The sequence below is a fragment of the Paraburkholderia sp. HP33-1 genome (assembly GCF_021390595.1).
Taxonomy (GTDB): domain Bacteria; phylum Pseudomonadota; class Gammaproteobacteria; order Burkholderiales; family Burkholderiaceae; genus Paraburkholderia.
This window is the reverse complement of record NZ_JAJEJR010000001.1, coordinates 1,096,302-1,114,764: the sequence shown is the minus strand read 5'-3', so window position 1 is coordinate 1,114,764 and position 18,463 is coordinate 1,096,302. Positions and strand designations below refer to the sequence as shown.

The window sequence follows — 18,463 nt, the reverse complement described above, 5'->3', positions numbered from 1 at the left end:
GATGTCACGAACGAATCCACGTTCCATGCCATCGCGCTCCACGGCATGGGTGTGCGCTTCACACCCATGCGCGCATTACAGCACTGCTGTCACTCCCTCAGGACGCTCGCGACGCGGCGACATAGGCCTTGCGATCCTCGGTCACGCGCTGCGCAGCCGGCCGCGTGTTGATCGTCTTCACGTAGCTCTTCCAGTCGATCCCCGCTTCGAGCAGAAAATCGCGGCCGTAAATAGTCTGCGTCGCCATACCGACGAGCGGCAGGTTCACGTAGCCGGCGGTATCCGCGACGCTGAACTGCTCGCCGCACAGATACGGCGAGAACTTCGCGATTCGCCTGAAGCCGGCGATGTGATGGGTGAGCAGCTTCTCGACGCGCCCCTTCGTGGCGTCGCTGACCGTGCCACCGAAAAACGCTTCCTTGTAGAGATTGCGCGCCGTCAGTTCGAGATGCACATCGACGAAGAAGATCATTTCACGTTCCTTCGCGGCTTGCCACGGATCGGCGGAGAAGATCCGCTTGTCAGGAAAACGCGCGGCCAGATATTCAATGATGCATTGCGACTCGCACAGATCGCCGTGCTCGGTCTGCAGATAGGGCACCTTGCCGAGCGGCGAATGCTCGAGCAGCGCTTGCTCCTGACTCGGCTTCACGAACTGCTCCTCGAACTCGATGCCGTGCTCGAGCAGCACGAACTTGACCTTGTTGTAGTAGTTGGAAAACGCGAAACCGCACAGCTTGATCATCGGGTGTCTCCTTATGTCATGGTGTGTGAGACCGCGCGTCAAAGTCGAGGCAGCGGCTTTCGATCAAATCATCCAAGAAATTGCACGATCGTGCTATTCTAAAATAACCATGGAGTCAGGCATCACAATGAACTCTCGCAATTTCAGCATCGAGACCATCGGCATCGTCGGCACTGGCGCAATGGGCCGGGGCATCGCGCAGATCGCGGCGCTCGCGGGCCTGCGCGTGCGGCTCTACGACACCAACGCGGCCGCTATCGGCGCCGCGCGCGACTATCTCGCGGAGACTTTCGCCAAATTGACGGCCAAAGGCAAGCTCGAGCAGTCGCGCTCGCTTGCCGCGCTCGCCAACGTAAGCAGCGCGCAGGTGATCAGCGAACTGGTCGGTTGCGATCTGGTCATCGAGGCGATCGTCGAAAAGCTCGACGTGAAGCAGGCGCTATTTCGCGAGCTCGAAACCGTGGTCAGCGGGCGCTGCATTCTCGCGTCGAATACGTCGTCCCTGTCGATCACGGCGATCGCCGCGGGCTGCACCGATCCGTCGCGCGTGGTCGGCTATCACTTCTTCAATCCGGTACCGCTGATGAAGGTCGTCGAGGTGATCGACGGGCTGCGCAGCGACCCCGAGGCGGGCGACGCGCTGATGGATCTCGCGCGCCGCATGGGTCACACGCCGGTGCGCGCGAAGGACATGCCCGGCTTCATCGTCAATCACGCGGGCCGCGGCATGAATACCGAGGGCTTGCGCGTGGCGGGCGAAGGGGTCGCGAGCTTTGCCGAGATCGACCGCATCATGCGCGAGCAGGCCGGCTTTCGCCTCGGGCCGTTCGAGCTGCTGGACCTGACCGCGCTCGACGTGTCGCATCCGGTGATGGAGTCGATCTATCATCAGTTCTACGAAGAACCGCGCTTCACGCCGTCGCCGATCACCGGCACGCGGCTCGCGGGCGGACTGCTCGGCCGCAAGACCGGCGAAGGTTTTTATCGCTACCTGGACGGCAAACAGCAGGTGGTCGCCGAAGCACCCGCGCCCACCACGCTGCCGCAAAGTGTGTGGGTCAGCAAACGCTACCGCCCGGCGTATGAGGCCGTCGTGCAACTGGTCGGCAAAGCCGGCGTGAAGCTCGACGAAGGTGCGGCGCCTGCCGCCGGTTCGCTCATCGTCGTCACGCCGTTCGGCCACGACGCGACCACGGCCGCTGTCGACGAAGCGCTCGACGCGAGCCGCGTCGTCGCCGTAGACGCGCTGTTCCCGCTGGCCGGCGCGCAACGCCGCACGCTGATGACCACGCCAGCCACGACACGCGCCGCGCGCGACAGCGCGCATGCGCTGTTCGCCGCCGACGGCGTCCCCGTCACCGTGATCCGTGATTCGACCGGCTTCGTCGCGCAGCGGGTAGTTGCGACGATCGTCAACATCGGCTGCGACATCGCGCAAAGGCAGATCGCGACGCCGCAAGACATCGACCTTGCCGTCACGCTCGGCCTCGGCTATCCGCGCGGCCCCCTCGCGTTGGGCGACGCACTTGGCACCACCACGATCCTGACCATCCTGCGCAATATGTTCGACGTGCTCGGCGAGCCGCGCTACCGTCCGTCGCCGTGGCTCGCACGACGCGCGCAACTCGGCCTTTCGCTCACGCAACGCGACGCCGCCGACATCCAGACGGAGACCCAATCATGAGCGCCGCCCTGCTCGCTTCACGCCCGGCCAGCAGCGAATCCACGCTGGTCCTCACACTGTCGAACCCCGGCGCGCGCAACGCGCTGCACCCGGACATGTACGCGGCCGGCATCGAGGCGTTCGATACGATCGAGCGCGATCCGTCGATTCGCGCCGTCGTGATCACCGGCGCCGACAACTTCTTTTGCGCGGGTGGCAATCTGAACCGCCTGCTCGAAAATCGCGCGAAAGATCCGTCCGTGCAGGCCGACAGCATCGACATGCTCGGACAATGGATTTCGGCAATACGGCTATCGTCGAAACCAGTCATTGCCGCAGTGGAAGGCGCCGCGGCCGGCGCGGGATTTTCGCTCGCGCTCGCCTGCGATCTGATCGTCGCCGCGGACAACGCGAAGTTCGCGATGTCATACGCGCGCGTCGGCTTGACGCCCGACGGCGGCGGTTCGTGGTTCCTCGCGCAGTCGCTGCCGCGCCAGCTGGCCACCGAGGTACTGATCGAAGCCAAGCCGATCAGCGCTGCACGTCTGCACGAACTCGGCGTCGTCAACCGGCTCACGAAGGCCGGCACCGCCGTCGATCACGCGCTCGCCTGGGCCGACGAGCTCGGCTCGATTTCGCCCAATTCGGTCGCGCGCATCAAGGGGCTGATCGCCGCAGCCGGCACGCAGACGCTCGCGGATCATCTGGTCACCGAGCGCGATAACTTCGTCGCGTCGCTGCATCATCGCGACGGTCTCGAAGGCATCACCGCGTTCCTCGAAAAACGCGCTCCGATCTATAAATAAGCGACGGGAGAGCCGCCCGACATGCCCGACTACCAACTGCCGAAACGTCGCCGCATTTTCCTGATGCGTCACGGCGACGTCACCTACTTCGACGACTCCGGCCGTGCGATCGATCCCGAAACCGTGCCGCTGAACGCGAAAGGCCGCGAGCAGGCGAGCGCGGCGGGCCGCGTGTTTGCCGAACAGCAGCTGCGCTTTGATCGCGTAATCGTCAGCGGCTTGCCGCGCACGATCGAAACCGCGCGGCGCGTGCTTGCCGAAACGGGTCAGCAGATCGAACCCGAGATCGAGCCCGCATGGCAGGAGATTCGGGGCGGCCGGCTCGGCAGCATTCCGCAGGAAGACATCGAAGCGGCGTTTCTCGGCGTGTTCGACGGCATCGTGCCGGAGAGCATGCGCTTTCTCGACGGCGAAACGATCGGCGAGCTGTTTGATCGCGTGTTGCCGGCCGTCACGGCGCTGCGCGAGGACACGTCGTGGGACACCGTCTTGCTGGTGCTGCACGGCGGCGTCAATCGGGCAATCCTCTCGCACGCGCTGACGGCCGGCGGCCGCACGTTCTTCGGTCATCTGGCGCAGGCGACCGGCTGCATCAATGCGCTCGATGTCGGCACCGCGCCGCGCGACTGGGTGCTGCGCATGCTCAACTATTCACCGCCGTCGCCGTTGCATCGCGACGTCCGCAACACGACGATGGAAATGCTCTACGCGCAATTCATTCGATACCAGCGTAGCTGACACCGAACTGGAGGAGACACATGGCGCATGCCACGCAGACCGGCGAACCCGCACCCGGCCAGGACTATTCGGCTTTCGAGGGCACCCGCCCGGTCAACGAGCGGCAACGCTTCGACAACGACGCGCTCGCCGCGTGGCTGGCAGGGCACGTCGACGGATTCGAGGGGCCGCTCACGCTCGAGCAGTTCGCGGGCGGACAATCCAATCCCACTTTCAAGCTGATCACGCCGTCGCGCTCGTACGTGATGCGCGCGAAGCCCGGGCCCGCCGCGAAGCTGCTGCCGTCCGCGCATGCGATCGAACGCGAATATCGCGTGATGCACGCGCTCGCCGACACCGAGGTGCCGGTCGCGCAGATGCTCGCGCTGTGCGAGGACGAAAGCGTGATCGGCCGCGCGTTCTACGTGATGGAGTTCGTGGAAGGCCGCGTGCTGTGGGATCAATCGCTGCCCGGCATGACGCCCACTGAGCGCGCGGCGATCTACGACGAAATGAATCGCGTCATCGCGGCGTTGCACAGTGTCGACGTCGCCGCCGCCGGCCTCGTCGATTACGGCAAGCCCGGCAATTACTTCGCACGCCAGATCGGTCGCTGGAGCAAGCAGTATCTGGCATCCGAGACCGAGCCGATCGATGCGATGCATCGGCTGATCGATTGGCTGCCTCAGCATATGCCTGCGGAGACGAGCGGCCGTACTTCTGTCGTGCATGGCGACTACCGGCTAGACAATCTGATCTTCGATCGCAACGAGCCGCGCGTGCTCGCGGTGCTCGACTGGGAATTGTCGACGCTCGGCGATCCGCTCGCCGATTTTGCGTATCACTGCATGGCGTGGCATGTCGACCCGGCACAGTTCCGCGGCATCGCGGGACTCGATTGGGCCGAGCTTGGAATTCCCGATGAAGCACAGTACGTCGAGCGTTATTGCCAACGCACCGGCTTCGAGATTCATGGCGACTGGAATTTCTACCTGGCGTACAACATGTTCCGCATCGCCGCGATCCTGCAAGGGATCATGAAGCGCGCCGTCGACGGTACCGCATCGAGCGCGCAGGCGCTCGACGCCGGCCGACGCGCGAAGCCGATGGCCGAACTGGCCTGGCGTTACGCGCAGAAGGCCCTCTAGACGCAACGGCGCGCGCCCTGCGCCCCCTCATTCGCAGTCCGTTATCCGCGAGGTCTCAGATGAATTTCGATTACACCCCGAAGGTCCAGGCGTTGCGCGAAAAACTGCTCGCCTTTTTCGACGAGCACATTTATCCGAACGAACAGGCGTTCTATGCCGAGATCGCGCGCAATCGCCAGAACGGCAACGCGTGGGTGCCGACCGAACTGATCGAGCAACTCAAGCAGAAGGCGCGCGACGCCGGCCTGTGGAATCTGTTCCTGCCGCAATCGGAGCGCGGCGCCGGCCTGACGAATCTCGAATACGCGCCGCTGTGCGAGATCATGGGCCGCGTGCCCTGGGCCCCGGAAGTGTTCAACTGCAACGCGCCGGATACCGGCAACATGGAGACGATCGAGCGCTACGGCACCGAAGACAACAAGCGCGAGTGGCTCGAACCGCTGCTGCAGGGACAGATCCGTTCGGCGTTTCTGATGACGGAGCCGGAGGTGGCGTCGTCGGATGCGACCAATATCCAGACCAGCATCGTGCGCGATGGCGACCACTACGTGATCAACGGTCACAAGTGGTGGTCATCGGGCGCGGGCGATCCGCGTTGCAAGGTCTATATCGTGATGGGCAAGACCGATCCGGACGCGCCGCGCCATCAGCAACAGTCGATGATCCTCGTGCCCGCCGACGCCGCCGGCATCACCGTGCACCGCCCGCTCACGGTGTTCGGTTACGACGACGCGCCGCACGGCCATATGGAGATCACGCTCGAGAACGTGCGAGTGCCCGCCACCAACATGTTGCTCGGTGAAGGCCGCGGCTTCGAGATCGCACAAGGCCGTCTCGGCCCGGGGCGCATTCATCACTGCATGCGCCTGATCGGTCTCGCCGAACGCGCGCTCGAACTGATGGCGAAGCGCTCGCTGCAACGGGTCGCGTTCGGCAAGCCGGTTGCAGCGCAGGGCGTCACGCAGGAGCGTCTCGCCGAGGCGCGCTGCATGATCGAACAGGCGCGTCTGCTCACGCTGAAGACCGCCTACATGATGGACACCGTCGGCAACAAGGGCGCGCGCGGCGAGATCGCGATGATCAAGGTGGTCGCGCCGAACATGGCGTGTCAGGTGATCGACTGGGCGATTCAGGCGCATGGCGGCGGCGGCGTCAGCGACGATTTCCCGCTCGCGTATGCGTATGCGTCGGCGCGCACGCTGCGTTTCGCCGACGGTCCCGACGAAGTGCACCGCAATGCGATCGCCAAGCTCGAGCTCGCGCGTCATATGGATGCGGGCGCCGCGGCTCGCGTGGAAATGCCGGTCACGCGCGTTTGAGTGTTTCGGCTCGACGCGAGCCCGGCGGCTCACGCCACCGCAAGCAGCATCGCGCGATCTATGCTCTAATTTTCGGCAACGGCGGCGCCCTCATTGCGGCGCCGCTTTGACGAACAAGGAGCCAGGATGATCGACGTCTATAGCTGGGCGACCCCGAACGGCCACAAGATTCACATCATGCTCGAGGAGACGGGCCTGCCCTACACCGTGCATGGCGTGAACATCGGTGCAGGCGACCAGTTCAAACCCGAATTTCTCGCCATCAGTCCCAACAACAAGATTCCCGCGATCGTCGATTCTGAAGGTCCGAAAGGCGCCGATGGCCGGCCGTTCGCGCTGTTCGAATCGGGTGCGATCCTGATTTATCTCGCCGAGAAAACCGGCAAGTTTCTACCGTCGGATCCGGCCGCGCGCTATAGGGTGCTGCAATGGCTGATGTTCCAGATGGGCGGCCTCGGTCCGATGCTCGGGCAAACGCATCACTTCCGCGTGTATGCGCCCGAGCAGATCGAATACGCGGTCAATCGCTACAGCAACGAAGCGCGGCGTCTGTATGGCGTGATGGACACGCAACTCGGCAAGACGCGTTACCTCGCGGGAAACGACTATACGATCGCGGACATCGCCGCGTTTCCGTGGACGCGCTCGTGGCAAAACCAGGGCATCGACCTCGATGCGTTGCCGAACGTGAAGCGCTGGCATGAAGAGATCGCCGCACGGCCGGCGGTGGTGCGCGGCGTCGACGTGCTCGCGTCCGCGCGCGTGCCGCTGATGGACGACAAGGCGAAAGAGATCCTGTTTGGCGCGACGCAGTACGCGAAACACTGATTCAAGGCCGTCTCGCAAACACGGCTCGACACAAACAGAAAAGCGCGAGCGGCAGGCATGCCGGTTCGCGCTTTTTTCATTTCATCTGCGAAGGGCAAACGCTAGAAGTAATGCCGCGTGATGAACTCCGCAACGCACACCGGCCGCTCGCTGCCCTGACGCTCGAGCGTCACGTTCCATGCGAGTTGCACGCCGCCATTCTCCACGTCGGTCACCGATTCCACCGCGAACTTCCCGCGCAACGACGAACCGACCAGCACCGGCGAGATGAAGCGCACCCGATTCAAGCCGTAGTTGACACCCATGCGCTGCTCGATTCTCACCGTTTCGCCGAGCAAAGCCGGAATCAGCGACAGCGTCAGGAATCCATGCGCGATCGGCCCGCCAAAGGGCGATTCACGTTTGGCCCGCTCGGGATCGACGTGAATCCATTGATGATCGCCGGTCGCCTCGGCGAAACGGTTGACCCGGTCCTGATCGACGCTTAGCCATTCGCTGACGAGCGGCTCCGCGCCGATGAGCGCGCGCAAGGCTTCGGCATTGTCGAACGCGACGATTGTCGTCGCATTCGATGTCATGCCGCGACTCCAGGTTCGCGCAGACCGAACATGCCCTTCGAGTTCACCGTGATCACCGTTTCGCCATGCTGATTGATGCCCTCCCAGCGTGTCGACACGATGCCTCGATCGGGCTTGCTCTGCGACACGCGCTTGTCGACGACGACGTTCATCATCGTGATCGTGTCGCCAACTCGTACGGGCTTTAGCCAGCGGATCTCGTCGACACCGGGCGAACCCATCGACGTCGAATCCGCCAATAGATTGCGCACGAGCATGCCCATCATGACCGAGCACGTGTGCCAACCGCTCGCGACGAGGCCACGGAACGGCGATTCGGCCCCGGCAGCTTCGTCGAGATGAAACGGCTGCGGATCGAACTTCTGCGCGAACCCAACAATCTCCTCGCGCGTGAATGTGTGCTTGCCGATTTCACGGCTCGTGCCCACTTCCATGTCTTCGAAACTGAATTTCATCGTGCAACTCCTTTGTTCGCTTGAAGCGGCCGATCAGTCTTCGGCGACGGCAAATCCGGGTAGCGTGGCAAACCGCGCGAGATGATGATCGACGTCGCCGAGCGTGGTCTCGATGATCGCCAGACGCTTGAACAGATGCGCGGCCGCCACTTCGTTCGTGACGCCCATGCCGCCGTGCAGCTGCACCGCCTGTTGACCGACGAAACGCGCGGCCTGCCCGACCCGAACTTTGGCCGCGGAAATTGCGCGACGCCGCTCGTTCGCGTCTTCACTCGCGTAGCGCATCGCAGCCAGATACGTGATCGAACGCGCCTGCTCCGCGTGAATCAGCATCTCGACCATGCGGTGCTGCAATGCCTGGAAACGTGCGATCGGCTGGCCGAACTGCTGGCGCGTTTTCGTGTACTCGACGGTGGCGTGATTGAGCGCGTCGAGCGCGCCGAGCGCTTCCGCGCACAGCAGCAGCGTGCCGTAGTCGGCGATCTGCTCGAGGCCCGCCGCACCCGCATGTTTGCCGGCGAGCCGGCGCGCGGGCGTGCTGCTGAATTCGAGCGTGGCGGCGCGTTGGCCGTCGATCGTGCGGTACTCGGTGACCTTGACTCCGGACGCGTTTCGCGCGACGACGAAAAGCGCGATTTCGCCATCGAGGCGCGCCGGCACGATCCAGTGGTCCGCCTGTGCGCCGTGCAGCATGACCGATTTCGTGCCGCTCAGCATGTGCTGCGCGCCCTGCCCGCTCGCGGTCGTCGCGACCTCGAACAGATCGTAGCGCGCGTGCGGCTCGTGAAACGCCACGGCCAGTTTGCATCCGCCCTGGGCCGTCCGTTCGAGCAACGCGGCGTCTTCGCCGTCATCGGTGCCGGCAATGCGCAGCGCTTCGATGCCGACCGCGGTCGCCCAATACGGCTCGACGACGAGCGCGCGACCGAGTTCCTGCATGACCACGAGCATGTCGATGGGACCGCCGTTGAAGCCGCCCTGCGCTTCGGGCACCGGCAACGCGGTCAGCCCCAGCTCGGCGAACGCGGCCCAGTGTGAAGCCGATACGCCCTGCGCCGAGCGCACGATCTCCTGGCGCGCTTCGAAGCAGTAGCTCTTCTCGAGATAGCGACGCAACGCATCGGCAAATTGTTGTTGTTCGTCGTTGAAAGTGAAGTCCATGCGCCGCTCCTCAAAGTCCGAGAATCATCTGCGCGATGATGTTCTTTTGAATTTCGTTCGAGCCGCCGTAAATCGACGTCTTGCGGAAGTTGAAGTAGTACGCGGCGAGCGGCGCTGCATCGTCGTCACCAGCGAGACAATGCTCGCGTTCGCCTTCCAGGAAGGGCACGTCGAACGGTGCGGCGAGCGGACCGATGGCTTCGAACATCAACTCGGTCAGCCCCTGCTGGACTTCCGTACCCTTGATCTTCAGCATCGATGCTTCCGGGCCCGGACCGCGGCCGCCCGCCTCGTTGGCCACCACGCGTTGCACGGTGACTTCGAGCGCCATCAACTCGATCTCGAGACTCGCGACCTTTGCGGCAAACACCGGATCGTGCAGCAGCGGCTTGCCCTTCTTTTTCTGATTCAGCGAGACTCGCTTAAGAAAGGCCAGCTCGCGCTTTGACGCGCCGACTCGCGCAATGCCGGTACGCTCGTGCCCGAGCAGGTATTTCGCATACGTCCAGCCGCGATTTTCTTCGCCGACCAGATTGTCGACGGGTACTTTCACGTCTTCGAAGAACACTTCGTTGACTTCGTGATCTTCGTCGAGCGTGATGATCGGCCGCACCGTGATGCCGGGTGTTTTCATGTCAATCAGCAGGAACGAGATGCCCTCCTGCTTTTTGGCACCGCTGTCGGTGCGCACGAGGCAGAACATCATGTCGGCATGCTGGCCGAGCGTGGTCCAGGTTTTCTGACCATTGACCACGTAGTGATCACCGACGCGCTCGGCGCGAGTGCGCAGCGACGCAAGGTCGGAGCCCGAGCCCGGCTCCGAATAGCCCTGGCACCACCAGTCCGTGCCATCGAGAATACGCGGCAGATAGTGGCGCTTTTGCGCCTCGTTACCGTACTTCATCAGTACCGGCGCGACCATCGACACACCAAAAGGCAGCACGGAAGGCGCGCCGATACGCGCGCACTCCTCTTCCCAGATATGCCGTTGCGTCGCGTCCCAGCCTGGGCCGCCGTATTCGCGCGGCCACGCGACCGCCGACCAGCCTCGCGTGCCGAGCAGCCTGTGCCAGCTTGCGAAGTCTTCGCGGGAAAGACGTTTGTGATTAAGAACCTTGTCGCTCAGCTCGCGAGGCAGATTCGCTTCGAGCCAGGCGCGGATGTCGGCGCGGAACGCGTCTTCAGCGGGGGAATAGTCCAGATTCATGCGTAGTGTCTCCTGGCCGCCACGATCCGGCTGCCTGGAGCCACTGCGCTATTGCAGCGGTTCCTTCAGCGCAGCCGGGACCGGCAGCGGCATCACTTCAATGCCTTCCTCGACCAAAGCACGCGCATCCTCCGGCGTCGTGACACCGCGAATGCTGCGCGCGGGCGCTTCGTTGTAGTGAATGCGCCGCGCTTCCTCGGCGAAGCGGTCGCCCACGTTCTCAGTCTTCTCCAGTACCTCGCGCAGCGCTCGCATCATCTGCGCCTGCATTTGCTCCACGGCCGCCGGCACCTTCGAGTCGGCCGCGCCCGACAGATTCAGACGCGGCGCCGACGGCAAGCGGCTGACCTCGGTCGCGCCGCAGATCGGACATTCGACGAGCTTGCGGGACTGCTGCGACTCGAAGTCATCAGCCGAAGCGAACCAGCCTTCGAACCGATGGCCATGCGGACACTGTAAATCGAGGACCTTCATGTGGAATCAGGGCTTGCGTGCCAGTTTAGCGCAAAATGAAAATTTGTGAACGGTCGTTCGTAAAACTGTAGAGCCGACGCGCAGTCGCCAGATGCTGTACGGGAATCTGACGCGGGTGGGCGATTTTAACGCTTTACGGCAGGTGCTGCCGAAGGCGTCCCGGCGCGTATGCGGCACCACGCTTGCTCCGCGTTCTCCCGCCCGCTTCCGGACCCCTGCTACGCCACGAGATCTCCGAGTTGACGGCTCACACGTGGTTCAATCTGGCGGGCCTCCTTCGTCAGATTGATCTGTTTTGCCAGTTTCGCCATGTCCGCCACATCGGTCTTGATGGCGTACCCGCCGCGCGCGGTCAGCCATTCGAGCACGTCCGCCAGATGCCACACCGACGCACTGCCTTCGTGGACCGGCGGCGGGAAGTCGATGGGGTGGTTCAGCATCAGCTTGCGCATGTTTTGCCGCGACACACCGGCCACCTCGGCCACGTCGCTCAGGCCCACGAAGTCAGGTCCCGCCTCCACCAGCCGCGCGGACGGCACCGCGCGTTTCACGTCCTTGAGCGCGCTGGCGACAGCCTCGAATGCGCTCGTGCCTTCACGCGTGAAAAGCAGCCCGAGACGACCCGGTTGCCCGACGCCAACTGTGGCGTCGTCGCACCCCATTTCCCCCAACCGTTCGACGATTGCGTCCGCATCGCAATCTTCCGCCGCGAGGCGATATTTCAACGTGAACACATATTCCATACGTTACTCCTGTCTTTGTTTAGCCCAGGTTATCGCGATTGCTGTTCAATACCTACGAACCGACTAACGTCGAGTCGTGCAGTTGTCGACGATGCGCCGCAAGTGTCTGGCGTGATTGCCGGAGTTCTTTGGCGTACTCCAGACGCTCGATATACAGAACTCCCCGCAACGGCACTCGCTGTCCTTGTACGGGCAATAGATTTTTCCCCAAGCATGACCTTTTTCTCCGTCCTGAACGCGCCAGCCGTGCTGCTCCGCGTACGTCAATGCGGTCTCGATCTCTTTCTTCGCGTGCCTTCCTCGAACCATCGACACCTCCAATGTAGTCGTCCCATCGCAGGTTGTCAATCGACAACTTATGATGGGACTGAAATCAGATTACTCCGATGCCGATCGTTCGTTATCCCAAACAAGATCAAGGACCGACACGTGGATCGGAAGGTTCATACTAGCCGGCCGCCGGCATTGCGACGAGCCAGCCGGATGGCATAGGAAACGGCTTATTCTTGTGCCAGAAAGAAACCGAGAAGCCAATGACGAAGCCCCTGCCGGTCATCGACCAACAGGGGCTTCGCTAAACGGCAACGCGGATCAGTGATCCGGCGGAGGCAAACCTATACCGACTCGGGCGCCTTTGTCGGCCACGTGCCCGACAGCACTTTCTCGAGCCAGAACGTACCGATGATGGTCTTCACATCGGTGATTTTGCCCGTGCGCACCCACTCCGACACCTGCTCCACGGTTGCCGTGAAGAGTTCGAGAAACTCGCCGTCGTCGAGCTCGCGCTCGCCCACGGTCAAGCCCCGCGCGAGATAGATATCAATGAATTCGGTCGAATAAGAAATGATCGGGTGAATCCGTGTCAGGTACACGTACTCGCGAGCGGTATAGCCGGTTTCCTCGCGCAGTTCTCGCACCGCGCAGGCCAGCGCGCCCTCGTTCGGGTCGAGCTTGCCGGCAGGATATTCGACCATTACCTTGCCCATCGGATAGCGATACTGACTTTCGAGCAGCACCCGGCCATCATCGAACAAGGGGATCACCATGACGGCGCCCGGATGCTGAACGTATTCGCGCGTCGCCTGTTTGCCGTCCGGCAAACGGACCGTATCGTACTTGACCGTCATGAACGGCCCTTGATGGACCGTTTTGCTGTCGATACAAGTTTCGGTTAGCGCGGCATCGTGATTGGGAAGTTCAGCCATGTGCGGACCTCAGAACAGCCAGGCGCGCGCGACGGCGGCACGCCGTCAGCGGCGTTTGACGAGATATTGGAAGGTAAATCCGGGGAAAGCGAACACGACGAACAGCGCGAACGTGATCGCATAGAACTGCCAGCCCTGCTCGAAGCGGTTTCCCGCGCGCGCTTCGAGCAGCAAGCCCAGCGCGCCGACCGTGAAATACAGCACGATCAATTCGGCAATCCGGAGCCATGCGCTTTTCTTCGCCGCTTTCAACGGCACGGCGGCGAAGAGGCGCTGATTCAGGAACGGCAGGTTGGCGCCGACCAGCGCCAACAGCACGATAAACCAGCCCGCAGCGGACATCAGAGCAGCAGCGTGTGCTGGATTGCCTGCAGGCAGGCGCGCAACAGCGGATCCGGCACGATACCGAGCACCAGCACCGCGACACCGTTGAGCGCGAGCAACGCGCGCGTGCTCGTGTCGGCAAGGATCGGCGACTTGTCTTGCGGCTCGTCGAAGTACATCAGCTTGACGATACGCAGGTAGTAGAACGCGCCGAACAGCGACGTGATCACTGCCAATACGGTGAGCCAGGTCAGGCCAGCGTTCATCGTCGCCTGCAGCACGGCTAGTTTCGCGTAGAAGCCGACTGCCGGTGGAATACCCGCGAGCGAGAACATCATGATCATCATGACGAAGGCAAACACCGGGCTGCGCTGATTGAGGCCTTTGAAGTCCTCGAGCGTGTCCGCTTCGCAGTCACGACGCGCGAGCAGCATGATGACGCCGAAGGTGCCCAGCGTCGTGATCAGGTAGACGATGCTGTAGAACATCGCCGAGCTGTACGCGCTCGCGGCGCCCGTGGTCTTGTCGTCGACCACGCCGGCGAGCAGACCGAGCAGCACGAAGCCCATGTTCGAGATCGCCGAATACGCGAGCATCCGCTTGACGTTGCGCTGCACGATACCGGTGATGTTGCCGACGATCAGCGACAGCGCCGCCAGAATCACCAGCATCTGTTGCCATTCGACCGCGAGCGGCAGCAGGCCCATCACGAGGAAACGCAAGCCCCAGGCAAACGCCGCGACCTTCGGGCCGCCCCCAACCACGAGCGTCATCGCCGTCGGTGCGCCCTGGTACACGTCAGGCACCCACATATGGAACGGCACTGCGCCCATCTTGAACGCCACGCCCGCCACGATGAAGATCACGCCGAACAGCAACACGGTCGGATCGTAGTGGCTCGCGCTGATCGCCTTGAACACTTCGTTCAAGTCGAGCGAGCCGGTCGCGCCGTACAGCATCGAAATACCGTAGAGCAGGAAGCCCGAAGCCAGCGCGCCGAGCACGTAATACTTCATCGCCGCTTCGTTCGACGACGCCACTTCGCGACGCAGCGCGATCACCGCGTACAGCGACAGCGACATCAGTTCCAGACCGAGGTACAGCGTCAGGAAGTTATTGCCCGAGATCATCACGATCTGTCCGAGCAGCGAGAACATGCCGAGCAGGAAGAAGTCGCCACGGAACAGGCTACGGTCTTCGAGGTAGCGACGCGAATATACGATCGTCACCGCATAGCCGAGCGACACCACCGCCTTCATCAGGCTGGCGAACGGATCGACCACGTACATGTGATCGAAGAAGTAATGCACTTGCGGGTCGAACGCATTCACCGCGAACCAGATCCCGGCGACGAGCGTCGAGAAGAACGCGATGAAATACGTGGTGCGGCGACCCTCCTGGCCGACGAACGTGTCGTTGAGCCACGCGATCACAACGGCGAACATCACCAGTGCGTCGGGCAACAGAGCAGTCATAGGGGCGTTTTGCATGGTCTTAAATTCCTCCGCTCGTCGTTACTGAGGCAACGGCAGCTTCGATTGAGCAACGTGGGAGAGGAGGTTTTCCACGGATACGTGCATCACATCGGTAAAGGGCTTCGGATACAGGCCCATGAACAGCGTCAGTGCGGCGAGCACTGCCAGCATGAAAAATTCGCGGCGGTTGATGTCGAACAGGCTCTTCACGTGATCGTTGGCGACCGCGCCGAAGTACACCCGCTTGTACATCCACAGCGTGTAGGCCGCGCCGAGAATCAGCGTGACTGCCGCGCCACCCGCAATCCAGAAGTTGTACTGGACGGCAGCCAGAATCACCATGAACTCGCCGACGAAACCGGAGGTGCCCGGCAAGCCGCAGTTGGCCATCGCGAACAGCATCACGAACGCGGCGAACTTCGGCATCACATTGACGACGCCGCCGTAATCGGCGATCTGACGCGAGTGCATACGGTCGTACAGCACGCCGATCGTCAGGAACATCGCGCCCGACACGAAGCCGTGCGAGATCATCTGCACGATCGCGCCTTCCGCGCCGAGCTGATTGAAGATGAAAAAGCCGAGCGTGACGAAACCCATGTGCGCGATCGACGAATACGCGACCAGCTTCTTCATGTCGGCCTGCACCATCGCGACGAGGCCGATGTAGATAACAGCGATCAGCGACAGCGTGATGACGACCGGGGCCAGAAAGTGGCTCGCGTCAGGCGTGATCGGCAGCGAGAAGCGCAGGAAACCGTACGCGCCCAGCTTCAGCATGATCGCGGCCAGCACGACCGAGCCGCCGGTCGGCGCTTCCACGTGGGCGTCAGGCAACCAGGTGTGCACCGGCCACATCGGCACCTTCACGGCAAACGCGAGGAAGAACGCTATGAATAGCAGCACCTGTGGCGTCATCGCAATCTGCGTGTGCTGCCACGTCGCGAGGTCGAACGAACCCGTCTCGACGTACAGATAGATCAGCGCGACCAGCATCAGCAGGGAGCCCGCCAGCGTGTACAGGAAGAACTTGAACGCCGCATACACGCGGTTCGCCCCTCCCCACACACCGATGATGATGTACATCGGAATCAGCGTCGCTTCGAAGAACACGTAGAACAGCATGCCGTCCGCCGCGCTGAACACGCCGACCATGATCCCCGAGAGGATCAGGAACGCTGCGAAGTACTGGCCGACGTTCTTCGTGATCACTTCCCACCCTGCGATCACCACGATCACCGTGATCAACGCGGTCAATACGACGAACCACATCGAAATGCCGTCCACGCCGAGGTGGTACATGATGTGGAAGCGCTCGATCCAGCTCGCCTGCTCGACGAACTGCAGGTCGGCGGTGCTCGAATCGAAGCTGGTGATCAGCGGTAGCGTGACAAGGAAGCTCAGGACCGAGCCGATCAGCGAGATCCAGCGCGCCGGGGCCGGGTTCTGGTCGTTGCCGATCGCGAGGACCACCAGACCGAAGAGGATCGGCAACCAGATCGCGATGCTGAGAATCGGATAAGCGTGCATGAGTGTCTCTCGCCTTATTTGCCGCCGAGCGTTACAAACAGGGTCAGGAGCCCCAGCATGCCGATAATCATGGCGAACGCGTAGTGGTAGATGTAGCCGGATTGGAGGAAGCGGATCACGCTAGCGAACCAGCCGATAAAGCGTGCGCTGCCGTTGACGATACCGTCGATCACGACCACGTCGCCTTCCTTCCACAGACCCCGGCCAATGGCCACCGCGCCACGCGCAAACACGACTTCGTTGATCTTGTCCATGTAGTACTTGTTATCGAGCAACGTGTAGATCGGGCCGAATGCGCGCTTGATGACAGCCGGCAGATCCGGACGGACCAGATACAGGTACCAGGCGACCAGCACGCCAGCGAGCGCAAGCCACACCGGCAGGCCCGACACCGAGTGCAACCCCATCGACGCCCAGCCCTGGAATTCTTCAGCCATCTCATGCAGCGCCGGATGGTTCTCGCTGATGTAGATCACCTTGTCGAACGCGACGCCGTGCTGAAAGAAGTCACCGAACAGCATCGGACCGACGCCGATCGCGCCGATCACGATCGACGGAATCGCCAGCAGCACCAGCGGTACCCAGACGACCCACGGCGTTTCATGCGGCTCGTGAGCGTGTTGGTCGTGGTCGTCATGGCCGTGTGCGTCATGCGCATGCGCATGTGCATGCGACGCGGCTTCGGCGCCCATCGGCGATTCCGGGTGCTTCGGACCGCGGAAACGCTCCTCGCCGTGGAACACCAGGAAATACATACGGAACGAATACAGCGCGGTCACGAACACGCTTGCGACCACCGCGAAGTACGCGAAACCCGAGCCCGGCAGATGCGACAGCTTCACCGCGTCGATGATCGAGTCTTTCGAGTAGAAGCCCGAGAAGAACGGCGTGCCGATCAGCGCGAGCGAACCGATCAGCGACGTGATCCAGGTGATCGGCATGTACTTGCGCAGGCCGCCCATGTTGCGGATGTCCTGATCGTGGTGCATGCCGATGATCACCGAACCCGCGCCGAGGAACAGCAGCGCCTTGAAGAACGCGTGCGTCATCAGGTGGAACACGGCGACCGAATAAGCCGACGCGCCGAGCGCGACCGTCATGTAACCGAGCTGGGACAGCGTGGAATAAGCGACCACACGCTTGATGTCGTTCTGGACGATTCCGAGGAAGCCCATGAACAGCGCGGTAATCGCACCGATGACCATCACGAAGGACAGCGCCGTATCCGACAGTTCGAACAGCGGCGACATGCGCGTGACCATGAAGATACCGGCCGTCACCATGGTTGCCGCGTGAATCAGCGCGGAGATCGGCGTCGGGCCTTCCATCGAATCGGGCAGCCACACATGCAGCGGGAACTGCGCCGACTTACCCATCGCGCCGATGAACAGGCAAATGCAGGCCACCGTCAGCAGACCCCAGTCGGTACCCGGGAAGTTCAGCGCCGCGAGTTCGGTACGCTTCGCGAAGACTTCGCCGTAGTTCATCGAACCGGCGAATGCGAACAGCAGACCGATGCCGAGCAGGAAACCGAAGTCGCCGACGCGGTTCACGATGAACGCCTTCATGTTCGCGTAGATCGCGCTCTCACGCTTGAAGTAGAAGCCGATCAGCAGGTACGACACGAGACCCACCGCTTCCCAGCCGAAGAACAGCTGCAGGAAGTTGTTGCTCATCACGAGCATCAACATCGAGAACGTGAACAGCGAAATGTACGAGAAGAAGCGCTGGTAGCCGTCGTCGTCGGCCATGTAGCCGATCGTGTAGATGTGCACCATCAGCGACACGAAGTTCACCACGCAGATCATCATCGCGGTCAGCGAGTCGACCAGGAAACCGACTTCGAGTTGCGTCTTGCCGATCGACATCCATTGATAAACGGTCGCGTTGAAGCTCGCGCCGTCCATCACCTGGAAAAAGACGATGACCGACAGGATGAACGAAACCGCGACGCCGAGGATCGTGACCGAATGCGCACCCGCTCGCCCTATCGCCTTTCCGAACAGCCCTGCAACCAGGGAACCGGCAAGCGGTGCCAGCGGAATTGCCAACAGCAGGTTTTCATTGAGTATCGTGGACATAACC

The 18,463-nt window shown here is 62.3% G+C and carries 19 protein-coding genes; 6 read left to right on the top strand and 13 right to left on the bottom strand.

The window, feature by feature from the left end:
• Window positions 1-97: 97 nt before the first annotated feature.
• The gene (locus L0U81_RS05095; RefSeq protein WP_233800506.1) at window positions 98-745 is read right to left on the bottom strand and encodes a glutathione S-transferase family protein; all 648 of its coding nucleotides are present in this window, start codon (window positions 743-745) and stop codon (window positions 98-100) included.
• Window positions 746-872: 127 nt separating this feature from the next.
• Between L0U81_RS05095 and L0U81_RS05090 the strand changes: the two genes are divergently transcribed.
• The 6 genes from L0U81_RS05090 to L0U81_RS05065 all read left to right on the top strand — a co-directional run bounded on the left by L0U81_RS05090 (window position 873) and on the right by L0U81_RS05065 (window position 7,226).
• Window positions 873-2,429: a 3-hydroxyacyl-CoA dehydrogenase gene (locus tag L0U81_RS05090; RefSeq protein ID WP_233800504.1), complete on the top strand. Its 1,557-nt coding sequence runs from the start codon at window positions 873-875 to the stop codon at window positions 2,427-2,429.
• Window positions 2,426-3,214: an oxepin-CoA hydrolase, alternative type gene (locus L0U81_RS05085; protein ID WP_233800502.1), complete on the top strand. Its 789-nt coding sequence runs from the start codon at window positions 2,426-2,428 to the stop codon at window positions 3,212-3,214. The genes L0U81_RS05090 and L0U81_RS05085 overlap by 4 nt, the downstream gene beginning before the upstream one ends.
• 21 nt (window positions 3,215-3,235) lie before the next feature.
• The gene (locus tag L0U81_RS05080) at window positions 3,236-3,952 is read left to right on the top strand and encodes a histidine phosphatase family protein (protein WP_233800500.1); all 717 of its coding nucleotides are present in this window, start codon (window positions 3,236-3,238) and stop codon (window positions 3,950-3,952) included.
• A gap of 20 nt (window positions 3,953-3,972) precedes the next feature.
• Window positions 3,973-5,079, top strand: coding sequence for a phosphotransferase (locus tag L0U81_RS05075; RefSeq protein ID WP_233800498.1), 1,107 nt, complete (start codon window positions 3,973-3,975; stop codon window positions 5,077-5,079).
• A gap of 59 nt (window positions 5,080-5,138) precedes the next feature.
• Window positions 5,139-6,398: an acyl-CoA dehydrogenase family protein gene (locus tag L0U81_RS05070; protein ID WP_233800496.1), complete on the top strand. Its 1,260-nt coding sequence runs from the start codon at window positions 5,139-5,141 to the stop codon at window positions 6,396-6,398.
• Between the two features lie 126 nt (window positions 6,399-6,524).
• Complete coding sequence (locus L0U81_RS05065) at window positions 6,525-7,226, top strand: glutathione binding-like protein (protein WP_233800494.1); 702 nt, start codon at window positions 6,525-6,527, stop codon at window positions 7,224-7,226.
• A gap of 101 nt (window positions 7,227-7,327) precedes the next feature.
• Here the strand turns inward: L0U81_RS05065 and L0U81_RS05060 are convergent, their stop codons facing one another.
• From L0U81_RS05060 to nuoL, 12 genes are all read right to left on the bottom strand, one after another.
• A complete protein-coding gene (locus tag L0U81_RS05060; RefSeq protein WP_233800493.1) occupies window positions 7,328-7,804 on the bottom strand; it encodes a MaoC family dehydratase in 477 nt (158 codons plus the stop codon).
• Window positions 7,801-8,259: a MaoC family dehydratase gene (locus L0U81_RS05055; RefSeq protein WP_233800491.1), complete on the bottom strand. Its 459-nt coding sequence runs from the start codon at window positions 8,257-8,259 to the stop codon at window positions 7,801-7,803. Before L0U81_RS05055 ends, L0U81_RS05060 begins: the two co-directional genes overlap by 4 nt.
• A gap of 33 nt (window positions 8,260-8,292) precedes the next feature.
• On the bottom strand, window positions 8,293-9,420 hold the full coding sequence (locus L0U81_RS05050) for an acyl-CoA dehydrogenase family protein (protein WP_233800489.1): 1,128 nt from the start codon (window positions 9,418-9,420) through the stop codon (window positions 8,293-8,295).
• Between the two features lie 10 nt (window positions 9,421-9,430).
• Window positions 9,431-10,627 carry an acyl-CoA dehydrogenase family protein gene (locus L0U81_RS05045; protein ID WP_233800487.1) on the bottom strand — a complete coding sequence of 399 codons (1,197 nt, stop codon included), beginning with the start codon at window positions 10,625-10,627 and terminating at the stop codon, window positions 9,431-9,433.
• Between the two features lie 48 nt (window positions 10,628-10,675).
• Complete coding sequence (locus tag L0U81_RS05040; RefSeq protein ID WP_233800485.1) at window positions 10,676-11,101, bottom strand: DUF1178 family protein; 426 nt, start codon at window positions 11,099-11,101, stop codon at window positions 10,676-10,678.
• Window positions 11,102-11,319: 218 nt separating this feature from the next.
• Window positions 11,320-11,844 carry a helix-turn-helix transcriptional regulator gene (locus tag L0U81_RS05035; protein WP_233800483.1) on the bottom strand — a complete coding sequence of 175 codons (525 nt, stop codon included), beginning with the start codon at window positions 11,842-11,844 and terminating at the stop codon, window positions 11,320-11,322.
• Between the two features lie 63 nt (window positions 11,845-11,907).
• On the bottom strand, window positions 11,908-12,153 hold the full coding sequence (locus tag L0U81_RS05030; protein WP_233800481.1) for a hypothetical protein: 246 nt from the start codon (window positions 12,151-12,153) through the stop codon (window positions 11,908-11,910).
• 305 nt (window positions 12,154-12,458) lie between these two features.
• Window positions 12,459-13,049 carry an NUDIX domain-containing protein gene (locus tag L0U81_RS05025; protein WP_233800479.1) on the bottom strand — a complete coding sequence of 197 codons (591 nt, stop codon included), beginning with the start codon at window positions 13,047-13,049 and terminating at the stop codon, window positions 12,459-12,461.
• A 45-nt stretch (window positions 13,050-13,094) separates the two neighbouring features.
• A complete protein-coding gene (locus L0U81_RS05020) occupies window positions 13,095-13,391 on the bottom strand; it encodes a DUF2818 family protein (protein WP_233800477.1) in 297 nt (98 codons plus the stop codon).
• On the bottom strand, window positions 13,391-14,863 hold the full coding sequence (gene nuoN, locus L0U81_RS05015) for an NADH-quinone oxidoreductase subunit NuoN (RefSeq protein ID WP_233800475.1): 1,473 nt from the start codon (window positions 14,861-14,863) through the stop codon (window positions 13,391-13,393). Before nuoN ends, L0U81_RS05020 begins: the two co-directional genes overlap by 1 nt.
• Before the next feature lie 24 nt (window positions 14,864-14,887).
• Window positions 14,888-16,378, bottom strand: coding sequence for an NADH-quinone oxidoreductase subunit M (locus L0U81_RS05010; protein WP_233800473.1), 1,491 nt, complete (start codon window positions 16,376-16,378; stop codon window positions 14,888-14,890).
• Window positions 16,379-16,392: 14 nt separating this feature from the next.
• Window positions 16,393-18,459 (bottom strand): NADH-quinone oxidoreductase subunit L, encoded by a 2,067-nt coding sequence (gene nuoL, locus L0U81_RS05005; RefSeq protein ID WP_233800471.1) that lies wholly within the window; start codon window positions 18,457-18,459, stop codon window positions 16,393-16,395.
• Between the last annotated feature and the right edge of the window lie 4 nt (window positions 18,460-18,463).